The organism is Accumulibacter sp. (assembly GCF_036625275.1).
Classification (GTDB): Bacteria; Pseudomonadota; Gammaproteobacteria; order Burkholderiales; family Rhodocyclaceae; genus Accumulibacter.
Window position 1 is genome coordinate 108,059 of sequence record NZ_JAZKUD010000003.1, and the last position, 26,450, is coordinate 134,508.

Annotated in this window: 21 protein-coding genes; 14 read left to right on the forward strand and 7 right to left on the reverse strand. The window is 63.3% G+C overall.

All coding sequences use genetic code 11. From position 1 onward, the window contains the following. Positions 1–129: 129 nt before the first annotated feature. Positions 130–2,979, forward strand: a complete 2,850-nt coding sequence (locus tag V5B39_RS02880) for a glycosyltransferase (protein ID WP_332341306.1) — start codon at positions 130–132, stop codon at positions 2,977–2,979. A 193-nt stretch (positions 2,980–3,172) separates the two neighbouring features. Continuing rightward, positions 3,173–4,396: a M20 metallopeptidase family protein gene (locus tag V5B39_RS02885; RefSeq protein ID WP_332341308.1), complete on the forward strand. Its 1,224-nt coding sequence runs from the start codon at positions 3,173–3,175 to the stop codon at positions 4,394–4,396. 9 nt (positions 4,397–4,405) lie between these two features. On the opposite strand, the gene V5B39_RS02890 is transcribed toward V5B39_RS02885, so the two are convergent. Further along, a complete protein-coding gene (locus tag V5B39_RS02890) occupies positions 4,406–5,368 on the reverse strand; it encodes a histidine phosphatase family protein (protein ID WP_332341310.1) in 963 nt (320 codons plus the stop codon). Between the two features lie 217 nt (positions 5,369–5,585). Further along, complete coding sequence (locus tag V5B39_RS02895) at positions 5,586–6,680, reverse strand: PQQ-dependent sugar dehydrogenase (RefSeq protein WP_332341312.1); 1,095 nt, start codon at positions 6,678–6,680, stop codon at positions 5,586–5,588. Positions 6,681–7,260: 580 nt separating this feature from the next. Between V5B39_RS02895 and V5B39_RS02900 the strand changes: the two genes are divergently transcribed. The 7 genes from V5B39_RS02900 (at position 7,261) to V5B39_RS02930 (ending at position 15,066) form a co-directional block, all read left to right on the forward strand. Next, positions 7,261–8,151, forward strand: coding sequence for a hypothetical protein (locus V5B39_RS02900; RefSeq protein WP_332341314.1), 891 nt, complete (start codon positions 7,261–7,263; stop codon positions 8,149–8,151). 221 nt (positions 8,152–8,372) lie between these two features. Then, positions 8,373–9,477 (forward strand): peptide chain release factor 2 gene (gene prfB, locus V5B39_RS02905; RefSeq protein ID WP_332341316.1). Its coding sequence is split into 2 segments (ribosomal slippage): positions 8,373–8,453 and positions 8,455–9,477, totalling 1,104 coding nucleotides; the frame shifts between segments, so codons are not numbered across the junction. Between the two features lie 43 nt (positions 9,478–9,520). Then, entirely contained in the window at positions 9,521–11,035 is a 1,515-nt protein-coding gene (gene lysS, locus V5B39_RS02910; RefSeq protein WP_332341318.1) for a lysine--tRNA ligase, read from the forward strand. A 46-nt stretch (positions 11,036–11,081) separates the two neighbouring features. Beyond that, a complete protein-coding gene (gene mnmC / locus V5B39_RS02915) occupies positions 11,082–12,299 on the forward strand; it encodes an FAD-dependent 5-carboxymethylaminomethyl-2-thiouridine(34) oxidoreductase MnmC (RefSeq protein ID WP_332341320.1) in 1,218 nt (405 codons plus the stop codon). 102 nt (positions 12,300–12,401) lie between these two features. After that, on the forward strand, positions 12,402–13,025 hold the full coding sequence (locus V5B39_RS02920; protein WP_332341322.1) for a hypothetical protein: 624 nt from the start codon (positions 12,402–12,404) through the stop codon (positions 13,023–13,025). Positions 13,026–13,291: 266 nt separating this feature from the next. Beyond that, a complete protein-coding gene (locus tag V5B39_RS02925; protein ID WP_332341404.1) occupies positions 13,292–14,107 on the forward strand; it encodes a crotonase/enoyl-CoA hydratase family protein in 816 nt (271 codons plus the stop codon). A 20-nt stretch (positions 14,108–14,127) separates the two neighbouring features. Continuing rightward, entirely contained in the window at positions 14,128–15,066 is a 939-nt protein-coding gene (locus tag V5B39_RS02930) for an AEC family transporter (RefSeq protein ID WP_332341324.1), read from the forward strand. A gap of 277 nt (positions 15,067–15,343) precedes the next feature. Here the strand turns inward: V5B39_RS02930 and V5B39_RS02935 are convergent, their stop codons facing one another. Together V5B39_RS02935 and V5B39_RS02940 are read right to left on the reverse strand one after the other, a co-directional pair. Next, positions 15,344–15,691, reverse strand: coding sequence for a hypothetical protein (locus V5B39_RS02935; RefSeq protein ID WP_332341405.1), 348 nt, complete (start codon positions 15,689–15,691; stop codon positions 15,344–15,346). Beyond that, positions 15,583–15,849, reverse strand: coding sequence for a DUF4062 domain-containing protein (locus V5B39_RS02940; protein WP_332341406.1), 267 nt, complete (start codon positions 15,847–15,849; stop codon positions 15,583–15,585). The genes V5B39_RS02935 and V5B39_RS02940 overlap by 109 nt, the downstream gene beginning before the upstream one ends. A gap of 364 nt (positions 15,850–16,213) precedes the next feature. On the opposite strand from V5B39_RS02940, the gene V5B39_RS02945 reads away from it, so the two are divergent. The 3 genes from V5B39_RS02945 to V5B39_RS02955 are packed head-to-tail and all read left to right on the forward strand — an operon-like array spanning position 16,214 to position 19,886. Then, positions 16,214–18,127, forward strand: a complete 1,914-nt coding sequence (locus V5B39_RS02945) for a glycosyltransferase family 39 protein (RefSeq protein ID WP_332341326.1) — start codon at positions 16,214–16,216, stop codon at positions 18,125–18,127. Further along, positions 18,124–19,368: a glycosyltransferase family 9 protein gene (locus V5B39_RS02950; protein ID WP_332341328.1), complete on the forward strand. Its 1,245-nt coding sequence runs from the start codon at positions 18,124–18,126 to the stop codon at positions 19,366–19,368. Before V5B39_RS02945 ends, V5B39_RS02950 begins: the two co-directional genes overlap by 4 nt. Then, positions 19,365–19,886, forward strand: coding sequence for a GtrA family protein (locus tag V5B39_RS02955; RefSeq protein WP_332341330.1), 522 nt, complete (start codon positions 19,365–19,367; stop codon positions 19,884–19,886). Before V5B39_RS02950 ends, V5B39_RS02955 begins: the two co-directional genes overlap by 4 nt. A 43-nt stretch (positions 19,887–19,929) precedes the next feature. Here V5B39_RS02955 and folE read toward each other — a convergent pair whose 3' ends face one another. Further along, on the reverse strand, positions 19,930–20,580 hold the full coding sequence (gene folE / locus V5B39_RS02960; RefSeq protein WP_332341331.1) for a GTP cyclohydrolase I FolE: 651 nt from the start codon (positions 20,578–20,580) through the stop codon (positions 19,930–19,932). A gap of 166 nt (positions 20,581–20,746) precedes the next feature. Here folE and V5B39_RS02965 point away from each other — a divergent pair, with 166 nt between their 5' ends. Together V5B39_RS02965 and V5B39_RS02970 are read left to right on the forward strand one after the other, a co-directional pair. Next, positions 20,747–21,991: a nitronate monooxygenase gene (locus V5B39_RS02965; protein WP_332341333.1), complete on the forward strand. Its 1,245-nt coding sequence runs from the start codon at positions 20,747–20,749 to the stop codon at positions 21,989–21,991. Positions 21,992–22,177: 186 nt separating this feature from the next. Continuing rightward, a complete protein-coding gene (locus V5B39_RS02970) occupies positions 22,178–23,029 on the forward strand; it encodes a 23S rRNA (adenine(2030)-N(6))-methyltransferase RlmJ (RefSeq protein ID WP_332341334.1) in 852 nt (283 codons plus the stop codon). 14 nt (positions 23,030–23,043) lie between these two features. Here V5B39_RS02970 and V5B39_RS02975 read toward each other — a convergent pair whose 3' ends face one another. Both V5B39_RS02975 and V5B39_RS02980 read right to left on the reverse strand, forming a co-directional pair. Next, the gene (locus V5B39_RS02975; protein ID WP_332341335.1) at positions 23,044–24,387 is read right to left on the reverse strand and encodes a hypothetical protein; all 1,344 of its coding nucleotides are present in this window, start codon (positions 24,385–24,387) and stop codon (positions 23,044–23,046) included. An 83-nt stretch (positions 24,388–24,470) separates the two neighbouring features. Beyond that, the gene (locus V5B39_RS02980; RefSeq protein ID WP_332341336.1) at positions 24,471–26,375 is read right to left on the reverse strand and encodes a potassium transporter Kup; all 1,905 of its coding nucleotides are present in this window, start codon (positions 26,373–26,375) and stop codon (positions 24,471–24,473) included. Positions 26,376–26,450 lie beyond the last annotated feature (75 nt).

The window sequence follows — 26,450 nt, forward strand, 5'->3', positions numbered from 1 at the left end:
GCTTCTTCATGCGCTTCGCGCCACGCTTTGAAACGCGCCTCTTGCTGCGATTAATCCGCTCGAAATGGGCACGACTGGTTAAAATGCACCGATACGGGCCTTCGCGCCTGTCACCTCAGTATGTCGCACATGACTCCCCTGCTCGAAACAGAATGCTTTCCCCCTCTGGTTTCCATCCTGATACGCAGCATCAACCGGATCCCTCTGCTGCAGCAAGCGTTGGCGTCGCTTGTCCAGCAAAGTTACTCCCGGATCGAGATTCTGGTCGTGGCGGCCGTTCCCGACCATCCGGACATGCCAGCAGCCTATGGCCCACATCCGCTGCATCTGATTCCAGGCGACCGCCCCCGGCATCGCTGTCGCGCCGCCAACGCAGCGCTCGATGCGGCAAACGGCGCTTACCTGCTCTTCCTGGACGATGACGACTGGCTCCTGCCCGACCATCTGGAGAAGCTGGCGGCGGCGCTGACGGAGGCGCCCGATTTGCTGGCAGCCTATACCGGCGTCCAGCCGATCGATGAGGATGGGCAACCCAAGGGGGGCCCCATTGATCTGCCGTTCGACGAACTGCGCTTGCTGGCGGGCAACTTGATGCCATTGCATGCGGTACTTTTCAGGCGCCAAGTCATCGATCTGGGTTGCCGTTTCGACGAGAACCTGGATCTGTTCGAGGACTGGGATTTCTGGCTCCAGATTGCCTGCCACTCCCGCTTCGTCCATGTCCCCGGCGTTTCCGCCTGTTATCGCATACATGCCAGTTCAGGGGTGCATGCGATGGTGCCCTCTGTCGGCCCCGCCTATGCCCGTATCTATGAAAAGTGGCGACACCTGTGGAGCGAAGGGCAGATTGCGGGAATCATGGCCCAGGTGTGGAACTACCCTGAATTGCAAGCGCGCATTAGCGCGCAGCAAGAGCGCATCACCGCACAGCAAGAGCACATGAGTGGGCAACAAGTGCGCATCACCGAGCAGCAACGCGTCATCATCCAGCTCGAAGAGCGTATTTCGGCGCTGCAACTGCAACTCCGAAGACAAGACCAAGTGCTCGACGAAAGGCAAAAACATATCGAGGCGATCTGGCGGAGCAGCAGTTGGCGCGTCACCAGGCCGCTGCGCGGGGTCAGCAAGGCGATCGCCTACCTGCCGTTGCTGAACCAGGCTGTGCGCAATCCGGTGCGGGCCTGGCGATTCCTCAAGCGCGCAGCAGCGAAGACACGCGACTGGCCGGGACTGCAGCAACAACTTGACGGAAAAATCAGGGCCGACGGCGACTACAGCACCTGGATCAGCCGCTTCGAACCCGCTTTCGAGTGCTATCCGCGGCTTCGGCAGATCGCTGATTCCTGGCACCGGCCACCGATCATTTCGGTGGTGATGCCCACCTACAACTCTGATCCGGGGCTGCTCGAAGCGGCCATCAACAGCGTCCTGGGCCAGGTTTATCCGCATTGGCAACTGTGCGTCGCCGACGATGCTTCGGATTCACCGGCGGTCAAGGCGCTGCTCGGACGTCACGCTGCGACCGACTCTCGTATCCAGGTGGTTTTTCGCACGGTCAACGGCCACATCTCCGCCGCCAGCAACTCGGCGCTGGCCCTGGCGAGTGGTGATTTCGTCGCCCTTCTGGACCACGACGATCTCTTGCATCCGCTGGCCTTGTGGTTTGTCGCCCAGTGCTCTATCGAGCACCCCGAAGCGGGTTTGATCTACACGGACGAAGACAAGCTTTCATCCGATGGCCAACGCTGCGGCCCGTATTTCAAAAGTGATTTCAATTATGAGCTGTTTCTGGCGCAGAACATGCTTTCTCACCTGGGGTGTTACCGGCGCTCTCTGCTCGAAGAGATCGGAGGTTTCCGCGAGGGATTTGAAGGCTCCCAGGATTATGATCTGGCCTTGCGCGTCATGGAGCGCCTGCGGCCGGAGCAGATTGTCCATATTCCTCGGGTGCTCTACCACTGGCGGATCGTTGCGGGGAGCACGGCAAGCTCCATTGGCGAGAAACCCTATGCCCTGACAGCGGCCCAGCGGGCGCTCACCGAGCATTTGCAGCGACGAGGAATTGCGGCCGAAGTCATGCCCGCACCAGAGATTCCCCTGCATACCAGAGTCCGCTTCCCGGTGCCTGAACCTGCCCCGCTGGTCAGCATCCTGATCCCTACGCAGGATCGGGCAAATCTTTTGCGTCTGTGCATCGACTCGATCCGCGCGCTCACTACTTACGCACCTTACGAAATCATTGTCATTGACCATGGCAGCGAAGACGCGGACCCCTTGCCATGGCTCGATCGCTTCAGCCAGAGTGACCTCCGGGTGCTGCAGGACGGCGGGGAACTCAACTTCTCACGCTCCAACAACCGGGCGGCAGCGCAGGCGCGGGGCAAGGTACTGTGCCTGCTGAACAGCGGCATCGAAATCATCACACCGGAGTGGCTGGAAGAGATGGTTGCCTTCGCCGTGCAGGATGGTGTTGGCGCTGTCGGTACGCGCTTGTGGTCTGCCGATCAACGGTTGCAGGATGGTGGGTTCATCCTGGGTCTGGGCGGCGTGGCCGGCCATTCCTTTCTGAACTTCGAGCGGGGAAATGTCGGTTATTTCGGCAGAGCGGCCTTGCATCAGTCGCTGAGTGCGGTTGCCGCAGCCTGTATGGTCGTACGGAAATCCGTTTTCGAGGAAGTGGGCGGATTCGACGAGAGGCTCGCGCTGGCGTTCAATGACGTCGACTTCTGTCTGAGGCTTCGGCAGGCGGGTTATCGGAACGTTTGGACGCCTTATGCAGAAATGATCCATCACGAGTTGGCCCGCCGTGGCCAGGAAACAACGCCCGAACAACAGGCACGCCTGGCCTCGGAAGTGGCATTCATGCAGCACCGATGGGCAGACGAACTGGCCGCCGACCCGGCTTATTCACCGAATCTCACCCTCGGTGCCAATGCCTTCAGCCTGGCATGGCCGCCCCGCGTTGCCGATCTCTCCTGATCCCGTCCTGAATGTGAAAGTCGCGTCAGCGAACACAAATTCGCGCGGCAATGCGCGACAGAGCGGGGTAGGATATGAATTGCCCAAGCTTGGACGGATCTCGACAGGAGGATGACATGGCTAATCGTAACCGTATCAGAAGATCGGTTTCTGCAATCGTGTTGGGGTTCAATGATCTCGCAACCGATGTCGCATGATGGACAGCAAACGCATCATGCGGCAGTTGGTGCGCTGGCGTCGCTCGCTGCACCAGTGCCCGGAAATTGGCTATGAAGAACGGAAGACCGCCCGCTTTGTGATCACCGAACTCCAGCGCCTGGGAATACCGTACGAGTATGGCGGGGTGGGTGGCGGCATCGTCGCCCGACTGCGTGGAGTGCGAGCAGATGGAGCACGGGTCGCGCTCCGCGCTGAACTCGATGCGTTGCCGATTGCCGAGCAGACCGGCCTGCCGTTTGCGTCTCGCCACAGGGGAAAGATGCACGCCTGTGGGCATGACGGACACATGGCCATGGTGTTGGGCGCCGCGGCGCTGTTGCAGGATTTGCCCCCGCAGGGCGAGGTGGTGCTGATCTTCCAGCCTGCCGAAGAAGGGGGGCTGGGCGCGCAGGTGATGATCGATGCAGGTGCGCTCGCCGGGGTGGCCATGATCTTCGGGGGGCACCTGACCAATCTCTACGCCACTGGGCAGATCATGGCTGTACCGGGGCCGGTTTGCGCCCAGGCCGACAGCTTCCGGATCCGTGTGTTCGGCCGCGGAGGTCACGGCGCCAGACCGCACGAGGCGACCGACGCATTGGTCGCCAGTGCCGCGCTGGTTGGCGGGCTGCAGACGCTCGTGTCGCGCGAAGCCAACCCGCTCGATCCATCGGTGGTCACCATCGGAACGCTGCAAGCGGGCACGGCCCGCAATGTGATCGCACACGAAGCCCTGCTGGAAGGAACGATCCGTACGACGCAAAGCGGGACCCGGTTACGATTGATTGCCGGGATGGAACGAATGTGTCGCGCCTTGGGGGAGGCATACCATACCCGAATCGAACTCGATCTGTCGGAACCGTATCCGCCGGTGATCAATTCGTCGCGCGAAACCGAACTCGCCCGTCGTGCTGCAGCGCGTATCGTCGGTGCAGAGCGGGTGTTGACCTACGAGTTGCCGAGCATGGGTGCAGAGGACTTCTCGCTTTACCTCAACCAGGTTCCCGGCTGCTTCGTGCGCTTTGGAGCGCGGGCTCCGAACGCAGCAAATGTGCCGCTGCACAGCCCGCAGTTCGATTTCGACGAAGCCGCCCTGCTGATCGGAGCGCGTTACTTCGAAGCCGTCGTGCGCCTCGCTCTTGCCGAAGACTTGTCGGTTGCGCAAGTGCGGTCGGACGATCCCGACATTCATGATCGGAGGGGCCTGGAAAAGTCATGACCGTTCGTTTCAGCGTTTGCCGACCCGTTTGGCCAGTTTGTCGATCAGCTTGCGCAAGGCCCGCTCGTCGACCATGCTCCTGGCTTTTCCGGCCTCCAGCCAGCGCCGTTCGCGGTGACTCTCCTCCCACTCGTCTTCGGGAACGCTTTCGCTGACTTCCATCGGAAATACCGCCACATGGCACACACCGCCCCATTTCTTGTAGTCGTAATGACCAATCGGCTCCTCGTCAAGGCGACCGCGCACGCCGGCCTCCTCCAGGGCTTCCTTGCCGGCTGAATCACGCAAGGACAGCTCGGGTTCCTTGACGCCCTTGGGGATCACCCAGCGCGTGCCCTTGCGCGAGGCGATGACCATGATTTCCAGTTGGCCATCGATCCGACGATAGGGAAGCACTGCCGACTGGGTAAAGAAGTAGTCGGGAACGGGACCCTGCGGCTCGTCGTCGATGGCCAGATCATCCGGCACCTGTCCGGGTCGAGTGACCGAGACCAGAGTGGCGCAGCCTGGCTCGAGTTTGGTCCAGTCTTCGATCATTTCCAGTTGGGCGAGTGCCGAAGTCGGCAGCACCTTGCCATCGTCCGGAACCTCGATCTGGCCTTCGTTCAGATAATCGATCAGTTCTTCGAGCCCCGGATTGTGTCCGACCACCATCACCCGGTGGGCGCTCTTCGGGCAATCGGCCAGCGCCGCCAGCAGATCTTCAACTGGCGCAGCATAGAGACGCTCGTCCCAGCGTACCTTGCTCAACGGTAGGCCCATCGCCTTGCAGGCCGCCGCCGTCGTGGCGCGTGCGCGCTCGGCCGTGGAACTGAGCACCGCGTCCGGAACCAGTTTCTGGCGCTTGATCCAGGCCCCCATTTTCTGGCTGCCGAGACGACCTCGTTCAACCAGCGGGCGGTGAAAATCCTCGTGACCGGTGCTCCAGTCCGACTTACCGTGCCGCAATACCAGCAATGTCTTTCCCTTCATGGCGAAACTCTCCCCTCAGTGTTGGTCATCAACGAGGACAATCCCGGAATCCCGGCGTAGTCGCTCCTCACAGCGCTATGATAAACGATGGTTCACGCCGGCGCGCCATCAACAGCGCGTGTTGAATCGGCGTCCCGGCATACTGGCATCCCATCCATAGGCGACCGTTGCATCGACGGTCTGACCTCGGCAGTGGGCTTGCCGGAGGCGGCCGCTTTCATGGTTTGCGCCAGGTGATGCGATAGATGGCACCGGCATGATCGTCAGCGACCAGCAAGGAGCCGTCGGGCAGGGTTTGCACGTCGGCCGGGCGGCCCCAGGCCGACTGATTCTGCAGCCAGCCACTGGCGAAAGTCTCGTAGGCGACGGCGCGGCCCGCCTGTACGCGCACCAGACTGATGCGATAACCGATCTTGCTCGAACGGTTCCATGAGCCGTGTTCGGCAATGAAGATCTGTTTGCTGTACTCGGCGGGAAACATGCTGCCGGTGTAAAAGCGCATGCCGAGGCTGGCGACGTGGGGGCCGAGCTTTTGCGCTGGCGGCTCGAATTCGCTGCATCTGCGTTGCGCGCCGAATTCCGGATCGGCCAGCTCGCCACCGTGACAGTAGGGAAAACCAAAATGCATGACCGGGCGTGGGGCGCGATTGAGTTCGTCGGGCGGACTGTCGTCGCCCAGCCAGTCGCGGCCGTTGTCGGTGAACCACAGGACGCCGTCCTCCGGACTCCAGTCGAAACCGACACTATTGCGCACGCCACGGGCAAAGACTTCACGGTTTGATCCGTCGGCATTCATGCGCAGGATGACGGCATAGGGATCGCCGGGCGCGCAAATGTTGCACGGCGCACCGACGGGAACGTAGAGTTTTCCGTCCGGCCCAAAGGCAATGAACTTCCAGCCGTGATGGGTATCCTTCGGCAGGGAATCGGTAACGATCACCGGCGCCGGCGGCTGGTCGAGCCGTCGGTCGATATTGTCGTAGCGCAGGATGCGATTGACCGCCGCGACATACAGTGCGCCCTTCCTCCAGGCCAGGCCGGTCGGCAATTGCAGGCCCTCGGCGATGCGCGTCACGATGCCAGCGCGATAGGCAGCATCGAAGCGCACCGCATGCACCTTGCCGGCGCGCATCGAGCCGACATAGAGGATGCCGCCGTTGGCATCGACGCTGCCGAGCGCCATCTGGCGGGCATTGTCGACACGCGCCCAGAGTTCGATGGCAAAGCCCGGCGGCAGCCTGATGGTTTCCAGCGGCAGGGCCGCGGCCACGCTGGCCCATGCCAGCAGGATGGAGGTGAACAGTGGTCTCATGGCAGGAGCGAATTCTTCAGGGCAAGGGTCGGCACGGGCGCCTTGCCTGCCGGGAAATCCATCGTGCAGGCCGGCAGGCGACTTCCGGGGATTCTCGGTCAACCGGCCGTACCGTGCAACCGTGGCCATGGCGATTGGTTTGTGTACGCTCCGGGCTAATGGTCATGACTTTTCCAGGCACCCCCGATCATGAAAGTCATGACCGTTTCCCTCTTCCCCAACTCTTCCCACGGCCCGCGCTGCATCGCAGGCCGGCTACGGCGGCGCGGAGCAGCGCTCCGCGAAACCCCGCCTTCGTTCCACGGCCCGCGCTACATCGCGGGCCGGCTACGGCGGCGCGGAGCAGTGCTCCGCGAAACCCCGCCTTCGCCCCCGCGAGGGGGAGGGGGGTTCGTGAGTCGCATACGCGACTTGCACATTAACCCATCATGATTGACGATTGACTCGCACCGGACGATGAAGGCGAAGTCAGGAAGTGAAAACAGCGATCAGAATCATTTTTCCGTGGCATGAAGAATTTCGAACCATCATGGTGGCACAAGATTTGCTTTAGTCAAGCACTTACTTTGAGAGGCACACGATGGAAATTTCTTCTTCGGCAGCCGCGACAAGATCGGCATCGACGGCCGCCGCGACACCCAACAAACCACGCAATGCGGCAAATTTTGCCGATTCTCTCGCTGACGCGGTGAAATTGACCGGCAATCTGGCCGCCGGCTTCGTTTCCGGACGTCTTGGGGTCGACCTGAATTCCGACGGTATCCCGTTGCGAATGGTGTACCTCGATCAGGAAGGGAGCCGATTGACGACCTCGGCCTTCTGCGCAGAAAGTATCCTGCGCAACACGCAGCAGCTTGGAATCAGCCTGAACGATCTCAAGGGGCTGGGCACGCAACTCGATGCCGCTGGCGTCGGCTACAAGCCCTATGAGCTTTACAGAGGAACCGGTTCAGACCATGGGATCGATTTCGATGACCTGATTGCCGGTGGATTGGGAACCGCCTACGACTGGACCCAGGACGCCAACGTGGCGGCCAAAGGTCCTGGCGCCATCAGGAGACTCGAAGAGGCGGCTGCCCTGGCGCAGTCCCTTCAGCTCGTGGCACACGCCGAAGTGACACAAAACAAGGGGATCGACCCGACCCGCTTCGCAACACAAGCGGCCACAGGAGAATCGCCTCGCCACTACGTGATGTTCAATGGCAGTGTCGCCGCCTGGTATGGCAGCAGTGAACAGGCCGAACAGGCCCGTCATCTCTATGGCGGTGGCGTTACCGACCTTGCTCTCCGGGCCAGCTCGACTGCCGTTGGTATGAATGCCCACAACCCCGGTTCCGGCACCAGTCCTGTCAACAGCGACGGGGTCACGCAAGCAACGACATCATCAAGCGCAGTATCCTGGAATGACCAGCTGCAAGCCTTGATCGATGCCATCCATGAGAGATTGCACCCACCAACGCCAATCCGCTAGGACAAGTGCTTGATTGCTGGCCAGTGGATGGGTCCACCGGAGCCCGCCAGACCCATACCTCACGCCGGCCTGGATCGAACGGAGGTCGAGTCCGACGTTCCTGCGCGGGCGGTACAGTTCGAACCGTTCGAATCAAAGCCCCGATCCCCGCCTGCCTGCCCGGTTCGACCCGTCGCACGTATATAATGCGCAGTCCATCCATCAAGCAAGCAGGGTCCATCATGGAAGCCGAACAACTCAATCTCCTCGAAAACCGGCTCGCCGACCTCGGTCAGCGGGCCACCGAACTGCGGAGGTATCTTTGACTACGATCAGAAAGCCGATCAGTTAAAGGCCGTTGCGCGCGAATTCGAAGATCCGAAGGTCTGGGACAACGCCGAGCGCGCGCAGGAACTCGGGCGCGAGAAACGCTTGCTGGAAAACGTCGTGCTGACACTGAACCGCGTCGGCGATGGCCTGCGCGACGCCAGTGACCTCTTCGAGATGGCGCGCGAGGAGAATGACGACGACACGCTGAACGCGGTCATCGCCGATGTCGACGCCATCGAGAAGGAGGTTTCCGGCCTCGAATTCCGGCGCATGTTCAACAATCCGGCTGATCCGCTCAACTGCTTCGTCGACATCCAGGCCGGCGCCGGCGGTACCGAAGCGCAGGACTGGGCGGCGATGCTGCTGCGCATGTACATCCGCTACGGCGAACGCAAGGGCTACGCGGTCGAAGTGCTCGAGGAATCGGAAGGCGAAGTCGCCGGCATCAAGACGGCCAGCATCAAACTCTCCGGCGACTATGCTTACGGCATGCTGCGTTCGGAAACCGGCATCCATCGACTGGTCCGCAAGTCGCCCTTCGACTCGAATGCACGCCGCCACACCAGTTTCTGTTCGGTGACCGCCTACCCCGAAATCGACGACTCCTTCGAAGTCGACATCAACCCGACCGAGCTGCGCATCGATACTTACCGCGCTTCCGGCGCCGGTGGTCAGCACATCAACAAGACCGACTCGGCGGTGCGCATCACGCATCTGCCGACCAACATCGTCGTGCAGTGCCAGAATGACCGCTCGCAGCACCGCAACCGTGCCGAGGCCATGGCGATGTTAAAGTCGCGCATCTACGAAGCCGAGATGCGCAAGCGCCAGGCCGAGCAGCAAAAGCTCGAAGACGCCAAATCCGACATCGGCTGGGGTCACCAGATCCGTTCCTACGTGCTCGACCAGTCACGAATCAAGGACTTGCGGACCAACGTCGAAGTCGGCAATACCCAGGGCGTGCTTGATGGCGACCTCGACCAGTTCATCGAAGCCAGCCTGAAACAGGGCGTCTGAGCCGGCATGCCCAACCTGCTCAAGGACTCATTGAGACCCCATCATGTCACCGACCGAAACCCCCACCGACCCTTCACCGCAGCCGGACGAAAACCACCTCATCGCCGATCGTCGTGCCAAGCTCGACGAGTGGCGGCAGAGCGGCCGAGCCTTCCCGAACGACTTTGCGCGCGAAAATACCGCCGGCAAGATCAACGATCTCTACGACAGCAAGACGCTCGAAGAACTTGCGGCCGTGCCGGTCGCCGTTCGGATCGCCGGGCGCATCATGCTCAAACGGGTGATGGGCAAGGCCTCGTTCATCACCATTCAGGACCTCTCCGGCCGCATCCAGGCTTATGTCAGCCGTGACCAGGTTGGCGATGAAATCTATGCGGCGTTCAAGCGCTGGGACATGGGGGACATCGTTGGTGCCGTCGGCACGCTATTTCGCACCCGCACGGGTGAGCTGACCGTGCAGTGCACGGAGATCCGACTGCTCTCGAAATCGCTCCGACCGCTGCCGGAAAAGTTCCACGGCCTGACCGACCAGGAACAGAAGTACCGTATGCGCTACGTCGACCTGATCACCAACGAGCCATCCCGCTTCACCTTCGTGGTCCGCAGCCGCATCCTGCAGTCGATCCGCAACTTCATGATCGATCACGGTTTTCTCGAAGTCGAAACGCCGATGATGCACCCCATCCCCGGTGGTGCAACGGCGCGCCCCTTCGCGACACACCATAACGCACTCGACATGCCGCTGTTCCTGCGCATCGCACCGGAGTTGTACCTCAAGCGCCTCGTTGTCGGCGGCCTCGAAAAGGTTTTCGAAGTCAACCGCAATTTCCGCAACGAAGGACTCAGCCCTCGCCACAACCCCGAATTCACGATGATGGAATTCTACGAGGCGTACTCCGAGTACCGCCAGTTGATGGACTTCACCGAAGGACTGCTGCGCCACAGCGCGCGCACGGTGCTGGCCAGTGAAGTGTTCGAATATCAGGGCCGCAGCATCGACTTCGCCAAGCCCTTTGCCCGTCTGACGATCATCGAAGCAATCCGCCAGTTCCATCCCGGCTACAGTATTGCACAACTTGGTGACGCCGCCTGGTTGCGTGCCAAACTGACGGCGATGCAGGTCGATGTCGGGGCAGCATCCGGGCTGGGCGCGCTGCAACTGAAGCTCTTCGAGGAGACAACCGAAGCCGATCTCTGGGATCCGACCTTCATCATCGATTACCCGGCCGAGGTCAGCCCACTGGCGCGCCGTAGCGATAGCAACCCCGAGGTCGCCGAGCGTTTCGAGTTATTCATCGCCGGCCGCGAGATCGCCAATGGTTTTTCCGAGTTGAACGACCCCGAAGACCAGGCGGCACGCTTCCTCGAACAGGCGCAAGCCAAGGAGGCTGGCGACGAGGAGGCGATGTACTACGACGCCGACTATATCCGCGCTCTTGAATACGGCCTGCCGCCGACCGCTGGCTGCGGCGTTGGCATCGACCGGCTGGTGATGCTGCTGACCAACTCGGCAAACATCCGGGACGTGATCCTCTTTCCGCAGATGCGGCCAGAGTAGGCCACTGCAGCAAGTCAGCGCGCACATCGACCAGCACTCCCGGCGCATGCCACAGCACGCGATCGTCATCGGTGCCGGTCTGGCCGGCAGCAGCGCCGCCGAACGCCTGGCGGCACGCGGCTGGACGATCGATTTGATCGAGCGCGCTGCTGCACCGGGTGAGGGCGCCTCGGGTAATCTTGCCGGCGTTCTGCGCCCGCTGCCCTCGCTCGACGACAACCGCCTGGCACGACTGACGCTTGCCGGTTTCGTCCACGCCCGTGCGCATTTCCAGGCGCTAACCACCGCCGGCCTGCCGCTGCGCTGGGGTCGCACCGGCGTGCTGCATCTGGCGCGCGACGACAAACACGCTGCAACGCAGCAGCGGGTGGTCGAAATCCAGCAGCCGGCAGCCGATGAGTTGCGCTTCGTCGACCGTGACGAAGCCAGCCGGCTGGCGGGCTGGCCGGTTGCCCAGGGCGGCTGGTGGTTCCCCGGTGGTGGCTGGGTCGACCCCGCTTCGCTTTGCTGGGCCAACCTGGCTCGCCACGCGACGGCGATCCGGCCGCACTATCGATGCCGGGTTGCAGAAATCAGGCAGCAGGCGGATCTCTGGCAGGCTTGCGACGCCGCTGGCCAGCTCATTGCCGCCGCACCGGTATTGATTCTGGCCAACGCAGCGGCTGCCCGATGCTTTGCCACCGCCGCGCATCTGCCGCTACGCGCTGCACGTGGGCAGGTTTCGCATCTGCCAGCCGCGACGGCGGCGCCGCCGGCCATCGTCGTCTGCCGCCTCGGCTACGTGACGCCGGCCATCAACGGCCTGCGCTGCGCCGGTGCGACCTTCTGCGTTGACGACCAGGAAAGCGCGCTGCGTCAGGCCGACCATGCCGAAAACCTGGCCAAACTCGATTTCATCCTGCCAGGCTACAGCCAGGGCATCGACCCGGAGCAACTCGGCGGCCGTGTCGGTTTCCGCCCGCTGTCGCCGGATCGTCTGCCGATGATCGGCGCGCTTGCCGACGCCACCGCGATCGACCCGGCGCGTCCGTCGCTGTCGCTCGCCGCCATGCCGCGTCTGCCAGGACTCTACCTGATCAACGGTTTTGGCGCCCGCGGCATCGTCTGGTCGGCGCTCGCCGGCGAATTGCTGGCCTGCCTGATCACTGGAGCGCCGCTGCCGCTCGCCGACGACCTGGTCAGCGCCGTCGATCCTGGCCGCTTCCTATTGCGCGGCCGCAGCAAGCGCTGGCACAGCGACGCCGCACCGCGTATCGACGGGTGAATTTTTTATCCAGCCCGGATTGTGCAAGTCGCGCAGTAGTCGTCCTCCAAGATTCCCCGCAAAGCGTTACACTGAGATTTTTATTTCCAGGAAATCGAAGGTATGGAAAATCAGTCCACGAGCACTCACCCGATGATTCTCGTTGCCGCAGCCTCGGTCACCGTGCTCAGTCTCACCGGCGTCGCGGCGCTGCTGGGCTGGCTGCCGAGCCCCATGGCACCGCAAGCCGCAAGCGCGCCCATGCCGGCTGTCATCGCCATGCCGGCGGAAAAGTCCGCAACGCTGAACATCCCTGCCGGTTCGAGAGTCACGGTGTCTACCGTCAGCGAAGCTCCTGCAAGCCAGGCAAGCAAGCGTGTCACCACTCGACCGACCCCGGCAGTTGCCGACCAGGGGCAGCAATCCACTGCGCGATCTACTGCGCGATCCACTGCGTCTTCCCGCTCCTACCACGCCAGCCGTGACACCAGGCCAGTAGCGAACGACCTGCATCCGGAGAACACGCTTTACGTCAACCACAGCCGACCTGCTGTTGGCGTTTGCCGGGACTGCGGTACCGTCGTCGACGTGCGCGAGATGACGAGAAGGGGGCGCGTCAGTCCGCAGTACCAGGTCACCGTTCGCCTCAACGATGGCAGCATGCGTACCGTCAACGAATCGCAAGTGCCGCTGTGGCGCAGCGGCGACCGTGTGCGCATCGGCAATGGACAGTTCTCCGGCATCTAGTGGTTCGTTCCATTCTACCCACCCTACCATAGCCAATACCATCCGATCGAACGATGCAGCAGGTAGAGTCGAGATGTGGCGCGGTGGTCGTAGGCGAGGGCGTGCGGAAAGGAGCGCGCTGGACTGGGCCGGCGGCGGAACTCGAGAGCAGCGACCGGCCGGCCGCGCCACGGGCCATCCGGCGCAGCACCCGGCAATTCCATTACACTGCGCATTCCGTCGGCGTCGCTGACCAATTTCTACAGGAGAAGCACGTGCGTATCGCCATTCCCCTCTTGACGACGATTACCATCGAACTCACGGACGGGATCGCCGAGATCCGGCTGAATCGTCCCGAACGTTCGAACGCGATGAACGAGGCGATGTGGCAGGAACTGCGCACGGCCTTCAACTGGGCGGACGCGACAGCCGAGGTGCGTGTCGCGATCCTGAGCGGCGCCGGGCGCAATTTCTGTGCCGGGATCGATCTGGCGATGCTGGCGGGGGTCGGCCAGGCGGTCGCGCATCGCGACCCGGCGCGCAGCCGCGAGGCGCTGCGCCGGCTGATCCTCGATCTCCAGGATTGCCTGTCGACGGTCGAGCGTTGCCGCAAGCCGGTCCTGGCAGCGATTCAGGGTGCCTGCATCGGGGGGGCGATCGATCTGGTGACCTGCTGCGACATGCGTTACGCGGCGGCCGAGGTGCAGTTTTCGGTGCGCGAGATCGATGTCGGGATGACCGCCGATGTCGGTACCCTGCAGCGTCTGCCGCGGCTCATCCCGGATGGCGTCGCGCGCGAGCTGGCCTACACCGGTCGCAGCGTCGATGGCGCCGAGGCGAAGGCGATCGGGCTCGTCAATCAGGTCTACGCGACCTCCGAAGCGCTGCTCGAAGGGGTGCGCACGATCGCGCGCCGCATCGCCGCGAAATCGCCGCTGGCCATCCGCGGCACCAAGGAGATGCTCAACTACGGCCGTGACCATGCGGTGGCCGATGGGCTGAACTACATTGCCACCTGGAACGCGGCGATGCTGATGTCCGCCGACCTCGACGAAACGCTGGCCGCAATGCGCGAGCAGCGTCCACCACGCTTCCTCGACTGACCGGCGCTGCGGGCGGTGGCATGCAGACGTTTGTCCATCACCTTGAACTGGCTGCACCGCTCTTCGTCCTGGTGCTCGTCGGCTATGTGCTGATGCGCGGTTTTGCCTGGCCGCAGGCGATGTCCGACCACCTGTCGCGCTTCGTTTTTTCGGTCGCCCTGCCGGCGATGCTGTTTCACCTGATGAGCGACCTTTCGCAGTTGCCGCCGGTCGATGCGCGGCTGCTGATCGCCTTCTTCGGCGGCTGCCTGATCGTCTTCGTGCTTGGCCGTCTGCTCGCCTGGAAGCTCTTTGCGCTGGATGGCGTCGGGCAATCGGTCTTTGCCTTGGGCGGGGTGTTCTCGAACAACGTGCTGCTCGGCCTGCCGCTGGCGAAGATTGCCCTCGGCGATGCGGCGGTTCCGTCGGTGGCGCTGGTACTGGTCTTCAACGCGCTGATCCTGTGGACGCTGCTGACGGTGTCGATCGAGTGGGCGCAGCATGGCAGCTTCTCGCTGCAGGGTTTCGCCCAGACGGCCCGCGGCGTGCTGACCAATCCGATCGTTGCCGCGATTCTCGCGGGCACGCTCTTCGGAGTGAGCGGCGTGCCGCTACTCGCTCTCGTCGCCCAGCCGCTGGCGATGATCGGCCATGCGGCGGCGCCGATGGCACTGGTCGCCCTCGGCATGGGACTTGCCGAATACGGGGTGCGTGACGGTTGGCGGATCAGCGTCGCCATGACTCTGATCAAGCTGATCGTTCAGCCGCTGGTCGTCTGGCTGCTGGCGCGCCTGATCGGCCTGCCGCCGATGGAAACGCGGGTCGTCGTACTGTTGGCGTCGCTGGCGGTCGGTGTCAACGTCTATCTGATGTCGCGCCAGTTCAACACCCTGGAAGCGCCGGTGGCCAGCAGCCTGGTGCTGTCCACCGCGCTGGCGGCACTGACGACGCCGTTGGTGTTGGCGTTGTCCGGTGCTTGAGTGGCCGGGGGGGCGGGCCGGCGGAACGCTCCGGCAGGGCTTCCGCCCTACGCTCGCTGCGCGCCCCGCGACACCGCTACGCGGCGTCAGGGGAGCAGCGAATCAGGGGCAACAGAGATCTGAGGTTCCCTCGGTTTTTCGTCTGCCAAAGGGTGGGGTGCATGCGACCCGTTTTGCTTGATGTTGCTTTCTGATCCAGTTCTCCAGGAACTGAACAGGCAATCTGTAACCGAGGGTCGAATACTGCCATTCTCTGTTGTAGAAGACCTCGATGTATTCAAAGGCAGCGGCCTTGATCGCAGCGTGCGTAGCATAGCGAACGCCATGCACCGACCAGTACGCTGGCCTCCTGCAGCCGATCGCAAAGCGGGCGGTGCTCGTCCAGCGCACGATCGGTGAAGTCGGCGCGCAAGGTCAGCACGACCGTCGTCGCCCCGCCTTGCGTCGCCGCGATGAGCACGTCGGCAAAACGCTTCGCAGTTTCGGCGGAGGTTTCTTTATAGGTGTAGAGGTGGCTCAGGCCGATCTTGCCGCCACCGGCCGGGCCCTTCGCCAGTTCGCCGGCAAGATCGCCGACCGCCAGATGCCGATGAAAACGTTGGTGCCATCGGCTTTGCGCAGGCAGACCTCTTCGGCGGTCGCGTCTTGCGCCGGCCAGTACCGCATGCCGAGCGGCATGTAGCCCATCGTCGGGCAGGTATCGACGACTTCCTGGCGATACTCCGGCAGGTCGATCGAGGTACTCGAGATGAAGGCACGCGGCGGGCTGGATTGCTGCGTCATCCATCGCTGCGCAAGCTCCTGGCGCTGGAGGCCGACATCCTCTGTGAAGGGGACTTCGGCGTCTTTGTCGGACGAGCTGCGGTCACTGCTTTCATCGAGCGCTTTATCGAAGATTGCCCTGTCCGCAACGCATCGGGAGGTTGTCTTATGCCGGAGTTTTGGGTACATTCGCGCCCTTGCGTTGCCGGGCTTGGCAACGCCGCCTAGTCCGCGACCTTGTGACCATTGTGCTGCGCTATGGCCACTGGCTGTACGGAGCACGGCTGCTGACTCATTGCTCCGCCGAGAGAGAGCGTCAACTGGAAACCATCGAAATCGCCTCTCGCCGGGTTCATCCGCAGAAGCACATGCCGCGACGACCGGCATGAGCTTGCTTGCTGCTCTCGCAGACATCGATCGCGCGTCCGTTCGGCGCGGGTGCCTGGCCGCCATTGCCGCCGCGCTTGCCGATGTCCTGATTTCCGTGATCCTGGATCGTGCCGGCGTATCGCTCGAACTTGCGCAGGCGCTGGCCTTTGCCGCCGCGCTGTTGGCCGCACTCGGCGTGCTGCAGGGTCTTGCCTACGAGCATCGCTGGACGGCGCTGTGCTTCGCCGCCGCACTCGCCTATCCGCTGCGCGCCGGCGTGCTCTCGCTGTTGGCGGCGCAGGGCTCGCCTCTCGTCGCAATCGTGCCGGCGGCGCTGGCGGGTGCGCTGACCCTGCTGCTCGGCGGCACGGTGATCGCTGCGGGGACGCGCCGCCAGAATTTCGCCGTTGCCGTCCCGCTGGCGGTGATCTACCTGCTGGTGCTGCGTCTGGTCTACCTCGGGCAGATCGAGCTGGCACCGCAGGAAGCGTACTACTGGAACTATGCGCAGCATCTCGACATCGGCTACCTCGACCATCCGCCGCTGGTCGCCTGGCTGATCGCCGCCACCCTTGCCCTCGGTGAGGGCGAGTTCTTCGTGCGCCTGCCGGCAGTGCTCTGCTGGGCGGTGATGCTTGCTTTCGCCGTTGCATACGCGCAGGACATGGGCGGGCGCGGCAACGCCCTGCGTTGTGCCCTGCTGGCTGCAACACTGCCGTTCTGCTTCGGGATCGGAGTAATGATCACGCCCGATGCGCCCCTCGCCGCCGCCTGGGCGGCTGCGCTGTTCTTTCTGCAACGCGCACTGCTCGGCGAAAGCAAGGTGGCCTGGCTCGCCGCCGGGCTGGCGATCGGCATCGGCATGCTTGCCAAGTACTCGATGGTGCTGGTGCCGGCAGCTGCTTTCGTGTTCATGCTCGTCGATGCGCGTTCGCGCCGCAGTCTGCTCTCGGCGTGGGCCTGGGGGGGCGTACTCGTGGCGCTGCTGGTGTTCTCGCCGGTCATCGTCTGGAACCTCCAGCACGACTGGGCGTCGTTCGCCTTTCAAGGTTCACGACGGCTGGCGGCGCGGGCACCACAGTTCAGTCTGCCGGAGTTCCTGGCTGCTGCGCTCCTGCTGCTGACACCGCTTGGTGTGCTTGCCCTGTGGCGGCTGTGGCGGCCGCGCGGCGACATGAGTACCACTTTCCAGGCGGCACCGGCCAACGACGAGCGGACCTTGCTGGCCGGACGGCGACGCCTGTTCATGCAGGTCTTCACGCTGCTGCCGCTGCTCGTCTTCGCGGTATCGAGCCTGCGCGCGGAGACCAAGTTTCACTGGACCGGGCCGATCTGGCTGGCGATCCTGCCGGTGCTCGCGGCGACGATGGCCCGGCCGGGACTCGGCGAAGGCAGGCTCGATCGCCTGCTCGCCCGCGGCTGGGTGCCACTGCTGCAGGCGCTGATGCTGATCTACGCCTACGGCCTGTTCTACTACCCGGTCTGGGGGCTGGCCGGCCTGCGCGCCCACCACGACTATCTGGAAATGGGTTGGCGCGACCTGCGCAGACAGGTGCAGGGGATCGAGGAAGCGGTACTCCTTGAAACCGGCCGCCGTCCCGCCGTCGTCGGCCTCGACAGGCACAACACCGCCGACGAAATGGCCTTTTACGATCCGCGTGGCGACGGTGCCCGCGACACCGCCAGCCGGCACCTCTTCTTCAACGAAAATGCCGTGATGTACGAATTCTGGTTTCCGCGTTCGGCATTTGCCGGGCGCGATCTGATTGCGGTCTCGGGCTGGCGCGGCAATCTCGAAGATCCGCGTCTGCTCGCCACGGCCACGCGCCTTGGCCCGGTGCAAGCGCTCACCGCCAGGAAAGGCGGCGTCGCGGTCGCCACTTACCATGTGCGGGTGGTCTATGGCTATCGCCCGGCGCCGCTGCCATGATGAACATCAAGCTTCAGCGGGCCATCGATCGCTATCTCGGCGTGCCGCTGTGCGCGTTCGCGTCGCTGCTCGAACGGCTGCGCGCGTGGCGTGCTGCGACGCAGTCCCCCGTGTCACCACCGCGGCGCATCGTCGTGATCCTGCTTTCGGAGATGGGCAGCCTGGTCCTCGCACAACCGATGTTCGCGCTGCTGCGCACACGTTACCCGGAAGCTTCGCTGCATGTCCTGCTGTTCGGCAAGAATCGCGAGGTTCTCGATCTGATGGCCAGCGTCCCGCCGGAGAACGTCATCGCCATCGACGACCGCTCGCTGGGCGGGCTGCTGCGCACACTGCTCGCCGCGATCCGCCGCTTGCGCCAGTTGCAACCGGATGCGGTGCTCGACTGCGAACTCTTCGCACGCATCAGCAGCCTGCTCTCGTGGCTGTCCGGGGCACCGCTGCGGGCCGGTTTTCACCGTCACACGCAGGAAGGGCTGTACCGCGGTTCGTTCATCAACCGGCCAGTGCTCTACAACCCGTATCGCCACCTGTCGCTGCAGTTCCTGACACTGGCGCGGGCGATCGAGTCGCAGACCCATCCGCTCGACAAGGAGAGCCTCGACGAGGGTCCGTTGCCGGCGCCGTTGCCAGTATTCCGGACAGGCGAGGTCAGGGCCTTCGGCACCCGTTTTGGCGAAGACTTTCCGCGCATCGCGGGAAGGCGGCTGGCGCTGCTCTATCCAAGCGGCGGCATCCTGCCGATTCGCGCCTGGCCAGTGGCGAACTGGCGGCAGGTGGCCAGCGGTCTGCTCGCCGAGGGCTACGCCGTGGCGATCATCGGCCTGCCCGCCGACAAGGCGCTCGGTCGGGCTCTTGCCGAAGCGGTCGCGCATCCTGACTGCATCGACCTCACGGGGTACACGAAATCGGTCCGCGAACTCGTCGCGCTGCTCGCGATCGCCGCGCTGCTGATCACCAACGACGGCGGACCGGCGCAGTTTTCTGCGCTGACCGCGGTGCCGACGGTGGCCTTGTTCGGCCCCGAGACGCCGCTGCTCTACGGCCCGCTCGGCGAGCACGCGCGCTGCCTGCATCTCGCACTTCCCTGCTCGCCCTGCCTGACTGCGTACAACCACCGCAACTCGCCCTGCGACGGCGACAACCAGTGCCTGCAGCGGATTGCGCCGGCGCAGGTGCTCGCCGAGGCGCGCATCGTCGTCACCCGTGCCCATCCGCAGGCCGACAGGGATGCGGCATGACGCGCTTCGAGAAGCTCCGGCAACTGCCGCTGCTGGGCCGTCTGTTACGTCACCGCTTCATCAAGTTCGGGATCGTCGGCGCGTCCGGAACGCTGGTCAACGTGGCCGTCCTCTACCTCGCGCAGGAGACCTTGTTGGTGGCCATTTCGCCGCCGTCGCTGCGCCTCAACCTGTCGCTGGCAGTCGCGATCTTCTTCGCCACGATCAACAACTTCCTGCTCAACCGCGCCTGGACCTGGCTCGATCGGCGGCCGCATGTGCACACCCCGATCCTCCTGCAGTTCAGCCAATACACGATCGCCTGCTGGCTCGGCATCGCGCTGCAGTTCATGCTGACGCACGCTTTCGCCAGTTACCTGCATTATCTGCTGGCAAACGTGCTGGCGATCATCATCGCCAGCATCGCCAACTTCGTGCTCAATGATCACTGGACCTTCGGACGGCTGCGCCTGCTGATCCGCCGCTGGCGTCACCAGCACCCGCAGCACGGCGAGTCGCTCGGGCCGCCACGACGATGAACCCGCTCTTGTCATCGACCGAGCCCAGGGTGGCTGGCCCGCTTCAGTCGTTGCGGCGGCCGCCGGCGATGGCGCGCAGGAATTCGTTGCGCAACTGCAGCGAGTGCTCGAATTCGCCGCTGAACGACTGGGTGATCACCCGCTCGTCACCGCGCCGGTCTTCGCCGAGCAGCAGGCACAACTGCTCGGCTTCGACCACGCAGGCCGCTCCGCGTGCCTGGCCGTGCTGCATCAGCGCGTCGGCAATATCGCGGGTCATCCATTCCTGATAGGTGAAGCGATGAGCAATCGCGTCGACCAGGCGGGCGATGCGACCGAAGCCGTGCAGGCGACCGCCGGGCAGATAGGCGACGTGCGCGACGCCGCGGAAAGGCACCAGGTGGTGCGGGCAGACGCCATGCACGGCGATGCCGCGCACCACCACCAGATCGCTGCGCTGATCGGCAAAGCCATCGCCGAGCGCGGCCGCCGGGTCGAGGTCGTACCCCCCGAGCAGGCGGCGCTGCCAGAGTTCGCAGACGCGCTGCGGGGTTCGCCCCATGTGCGCGGCATCCGGCGCAATCCCGCAGGCGGCCAGCAGATCGCCGACCGCGCGCTCGAAAGCGGCCGGGTCGAAGGCGTGCTGGCGCGGAATGCCGATCTCGTTTGCGGATGCGGATGCGGGCGCTGGGTCGGGGTGGTTGCAGTCGGACATGGCTTGCTTCCTGTTGGCATGGCGGGCAGGGGGATGATACACGCGTGATTTCGTTTGACGCAGCGGGCCATCCAGGCAGTTGATGAGCGATAATGCCGGGCTTGGGATATTTTCGCGATTGCCGGCGCTGGCGCTGGCGTCGCGGCTTCGGTTGGGAAGGACCGGCATGAAGAGCGTTGATGATTTCCGTCTGCAGTTCGGCAAGAAGGAACTGGTACCGATCGTGATCGGCGGCATGGGTGTCGATATTTCGACCGCCGAACTGGCGCTCGAAGCCGCCCGGCTCGGCGGCGTCGGACATATTTCCGATGCCATGGTCAATACCGTTGCCGATCGGCGGTTCAACGCCAAGTTCGTCAAGGACAAGCTCCGGCAATACAAATTCAACGTCGCCAATACCGACAAATCGATGGTTCGTTTCGACCTCGGGCAGCTCGCCGAGGCCACCCAGATGCACGTCGGCAGAACCATGGAAGCCAAGCGTGGCGAGGGGCTGATTTTCGTCAACTGCATGGAGAAGCTGACCATGAACGCCCCGCGCGAGACGCTGCGCGTGCGCATGGCCGCAGCGCTCGACGCCGGTATCGACGGGATCACGCTGGCGGCCGGCCTGCACCTTGGTTCCTTCGCGCTGATCGAGGATCACCCGCGTTTCCGCGATGCCAAGCTCGGGATCATCGTTTCCTCGCTGCGCGCGTTGCAGTTGTTCCTGCGCAAGACCGCTCGCAGCAGGCGATTGCCCGACTACGTGGTGGTCGAAGGACCGCTGGCCGGAGGACACCTGGGTTTCGGCATGGACTGGGCAAATTACGATCTGGCAACGATCTTCGCCGAGATTCATCGCTATCTGCAGGCCGAGCAGCTCGATATTCCCCTGATTCCGGCAGGTGGGATCTTTACCGGCAGCGATGCCGTGTCGTTTCTTGAAAGCGGTGCAGCCGCCGTCCAGGTGGCGACGCGCTTTACCGTGTCGAAGGAATGCGGCTTGCCGGAGGATGTCAAGCAGCGTTATTTCGAAGCCAGCGAAGATCAGATCGAGGTTAACCAGATTTCCCCGACTGGCTACCCGATGCGCATGTTGAGCAACAGCCCGGCGATTGGCGACGGAATTCGGCCCAATTGTGAGGCCTACGGCTATCTTCTCGACAGCACTGGCAATTGTTCGTACATCAGTGCGTACAACCGGGAGGTGGAAGCGAATCCTGGCGTCAAGAAGATCGCGGTCCGCGACAAGACCTGTCTGTGTACGCAAATGCGTAACTTCGACTGCTGGACCTGCGGCCACTATGCGTACCGTCTCAAGGACACCTCCAGGCGCTTGCCGGATGGCAGCTACCAATTGCTGAGCGCGGAGCATATCTTCCGCGATTATCAGTTCAGTACCGACGGCAAGATCGTGGTTCCGGCATAGGGGTGTGGATGAAAGTGTTGGGAGGTACTGATATGCCCTCCCCCCTCGCGGGGGGCGAAGGCGGGGTTTCGCGGAGCACTGCTCCGCGCCGCCGTAGCCGGCCCGCGATGCAGCGCGGGCCGTGGCAGGGGTTGGGGAGAGGGGGGGCCCCATGCCCTTCTTGCAGAGGCCAGTAGATCCAGGCCGATGCTGAGCTATCGTCACGCCTTCCATGCCGGCAACCACGCCGATGTCCTCAAACACTTGGTGCTGGTGCAACTGACGCGCTACCTGGGCCGGAAGGACAGCGCTTTCTGGTACGTCGACACGCACGCCGGGGCGGGGGCTTATGCGCTCGATTCCGGGCATGCGGCCAAGCTTGCCGAGTACCGGGACGGCATTGGACGGTTATGGGGGCGGCCGGATCTGCCGTCAGCCCTGCAGGATTATCTCGGCCTGGTGCGCGCAGCCAATCCCGATGGTCGCCTGAAGATTTATCCCGGCTCGCCTTCCCTGGCGATGGCGACGATGCGGACACAGGACCGCCTACGATTTTTCGAGCTGCACAGCCGCGACGTAGTGCGTCTACGGGACAATTTCGCGGCCTGCGGCAAACGCGTACTCGTTGAGGAAGGCGACGGATTCGCGGCCCTCAAGGCTTTGTTGCCGCCGCCGCCGCGGCGAGCGCTGGTCCTCATCGACCCGCCGTACGAAGAGCGGCGCGATTATGATCGGGTGGTGCATTCGCTCAGGGAGTGCCTGTCGCGCTTTCCTGGCGGCATCTATCTGCTGTGGTATCCCCAACTGACCCGGCTCGAAGCGCACCATTTGCCGCCGCGCCTGAAGCATCTGCCGGCAAACCGCTGGCTGCAGGTCACGCTGCGCGTCAGAACGCCAGCCAGCGACGGTTTCGGGATGCACGGCAGCGGCCTGTTCGTGATCAATCCACCCTGGACCCTGGAAGCAACCCTGCAGGCAGTGATGCCCTGTCTGGTCGAGCGACTCGGGCAGGATGCAGGAGCGGGTTACACACTCGAAAGTCAGGATTCAGCCCGCTAGGGAGGTCGCACTGGCTACTGCAGCGCGCCTGGCGACAGCGGCTTGCCGACCAGCAGCGGATGCTTTCCGGCAGGCAGGTGGAATTCCGCGCTCGGTGCCAGACTCTGCCCGCGGACGAAGCCGGGGGGCCTGGCTGTTCCGCGCAGCGGCGAGTTGCTCGGCAAACCACACGCCAGCGCATGCGCGCCGACCAGCAGCGATCGTTCAACGACCCGGTTGCCGTCATAGCGACCCGGCGCTTGCGGCGTGAACGTGCTGCGTCCGGCGAGCAGGTTGTTGATCGCCCAGACCTCGGTTTCCGGCGGCAGGCGATCGATCCAGACGCGCAGGAAACGGCCATCGGGCTTGTCGTCGATCAGCGTGTTGTGCGCCAGATACAGCGCGTTGTCTGGCCAGCGCTGACCCTCGGCGCCGTAGGAGATCAGTTCCGGATTGTCCGTTGTCGCACTCTGCCCGATGACGTTGCCGATTACCCAGGCCACGCCGCCATTCGGGAACTCGAGTTCGTACGATGCGCTGCCGTCGGCCCCGTCGACGATCAGGTTGTACATGATCGAGCTTTCGCGCGCGCGCGACTTGATCAGGTGCCCACGATAGCCTTGCTGAAAACGGCTGCCGCTGACGCTCAGGCGAGCGATCGCGCCGGCATAGAGGAGGTGGTGCAGCGTACCGGCATGCTTCGGCGCCTCGCCAAACTCGCTGTCTTCAACCTCGAGGACCATGTCCCCGAAATTGCTGGTCAGGATGCCCATCTCGTTGTCGAAAAACGCGCAACGGACCACCTTCAGATGCCCTCTCTCAAAGCGTATCCCGGCACCATTGCCACTCGGAACGCGCACTCCTCGGAACTCGATGTTCTCGATCGACATCTCGGCGTTGCGTACCACCCATAGAGCCTTGCCTTCCGCGCTGTCACCGTCGGCAATCAACAGCGGGCGTTTGCCGGTGCCTCTGATGGTCAGCCGGTTTTGCGTCCAGACCACCGCTTGTTGCCGGTACTCGCCTGAACGGATCTCGATGGTGTCGCCGTCGCGAGCGATGCGCGCCGCTTCCTTGATGCTCGTCACCTGTTCGTGAGGGCCGACGACAATGGTCCGGCCGTTGCTCGCCGCCGTATCCGGAGTTTTCTTGTCGGAAACCGGTTCCTGGGCAACCGGTTTGCCGGCAGCCAGGCCATCGGTTGCCGGCAATTCGCTCCGCTGACTGGCGGTGGGGGGTCTGACCACCTCCAGTCGACCTTGCGCATTGCGCCGGATGCTACCCAGTTCCTCGGGTGCCGGCGGCAAATTGTCAGCCGGCATGACGCTGGCAGTCACGCCGAGCGTCAAAACGGCGGCCAACAGTCTTGCGAAGCACATCGGGTCCTGCACTTGCCGCCAACCCCTTCGGCTGCCTGACATCCGCGGGTTGGCCGGAATGTTGGGAATCATCCTCTCGGGAATCAAGACAGCTCGACCTGTGCGCCCAGTTCGACGACCCGGTTGGGTGGAATCTTGAAGAAGGCCGTGGCCGTATCGGCGTTGCGAAACATCCAGGTAAACAGGATCTGCCGCCATTTTGCCATGCGCGAACGTCTGGAAATCGGCATGCTGACGACCGTCTCGCGACCCAGAAAGAACGAGGTCTCCATCATCTCGAAGCTCAATCCGTACGCTGCGCAGAGTTCCAGGGCATGCGGCAGGTCAGGGTCGTCCTTGAAACCGTAGCGGACATAGACACGATGAAATCCTGCCGTCAGCGCTTCGACGCGAACGCGCTCGTTATCGGGGACATGCGGCACATCTTCGGTGGTGACATTGAGCAACACCACGCGCTCGTGCAACACCCTGTTATGGTAAAGATTATGGAGCAGGGCACGCGGTACGCTCGCGGCATCGGCGGTCATGAAGATACCGGTTCCCTCGACGCGCAAGGGCCCTCCGGTCGCAAGACCGGTGATGAAGGCCTCGATTGGTATCGAATCCTGCCTGAGTTTCTCATAAAGCAGTTTTCGACCGAGCTTCCAGGTGGAAAGCAGCATGAATACCGAGACCCCCAGCGTCAGCGGGAACCAGCCGCCATCGAGGACCTTGATCACGTTGGCCGAAAAGAAGGCGAAGTCGACGACCACAAAAAATACCAGAAACAGCGCCGCACGCGGCCAGCTCCACCGCCACAGGGCGCGGACGACGGCAAAGGCAAGGATCGTATCGATCATCATCGTCAGCGTGACGGCGATGCCGTAGGCCGAGGCCAGATTCGACGACGACCGAAACCCGAGCACGACGATGATCACCGTGATCAACAGCAACCAGTTGATGTTCGGCACATAGATCTGGCCCTTTTCGCGTTCCGACGTGAACTTGACCCGAATGCGCGGACAATAGCCGAGCTGCATGGCCTGGCTGGTCAGTGAAAAGGCCCCCGAAATCACCGCCTGCGAGGCGATCACCGTGGCCACCGTGGCCAGCACGATCAACGGGATCAGCAGGATTTCAGTCGGAACCATGTTGAAAAACGGATTCTCGATCGCTTTCGGATCGTTGAGGATCAGCGCTCCCTGACCGAGGTAGTTGAGATACAGCAGCGGGAAAACAAAAGAGAACCACGCCCACTTGATGGCGCGGCGACCGAAATGGCCCATGTCGGCGTAGAGCGCCTCGCCGCCGGTAATCGCCAGCACCACCGAACCTAGGGCCAGGAAGGCGAGCCCCTGATGCTCGATGACAAAGACCAGTGCGTACCAGGGATTGATCGCAGCCAGCACCGCAGGATACTGAATCACGTTCCACAGGCCGAGAGTGCCCAGGGTGGCGAACCAGAACATCATCACCGGGCCAAACAGCGCGCCGACAGCCGCCGTGCCATGCCGCTGAAACAGGAAAAGCACGATCAGGATGGCAATCGTGGTCGGCAGAACGTAAGGCGTCAGCAGCGGCGTCACCACTTCGAGTCCCTCGACCGCCGAGAGCACCGACATCGCCGGCGTGATCACGGCATCGCCGTAGAACAGTGCGGCGCCGAAAATGCCCAGCGCCGACATCAGCCAGAGAATCCGCGGCGACGCATTCGCGGTCCGCAGCGCGAGCGCCGTCAGCGCCATGATGCCGCCCTCCCCCTTGTTGTCGGCACGGGTGATGAACAGGACATACTTCAACGAAACGGTGACCGTCAAGGCCCAGAATACCAGCGAGAGGATGCCCAGCACATTGGCTTCGGTGACCGCCAGCGGGTGATGGCCGCCAAAGACTTCCTTGACGGTGTATAGCGGACTGGTGCCGATGTCGCCAAAAACGACACCCATGGCCGCCAGGGCGGTGGCTGCCAGACCGGACTTTTCGCCGTGCGGCGCGTTGCTTGCCGTCATCGTTCCTCCCGAAACCTCGATCGCGGGATATGGGATATGGCCCGCGGTGATGCCGTCATCGGCCGGCAAATCGCT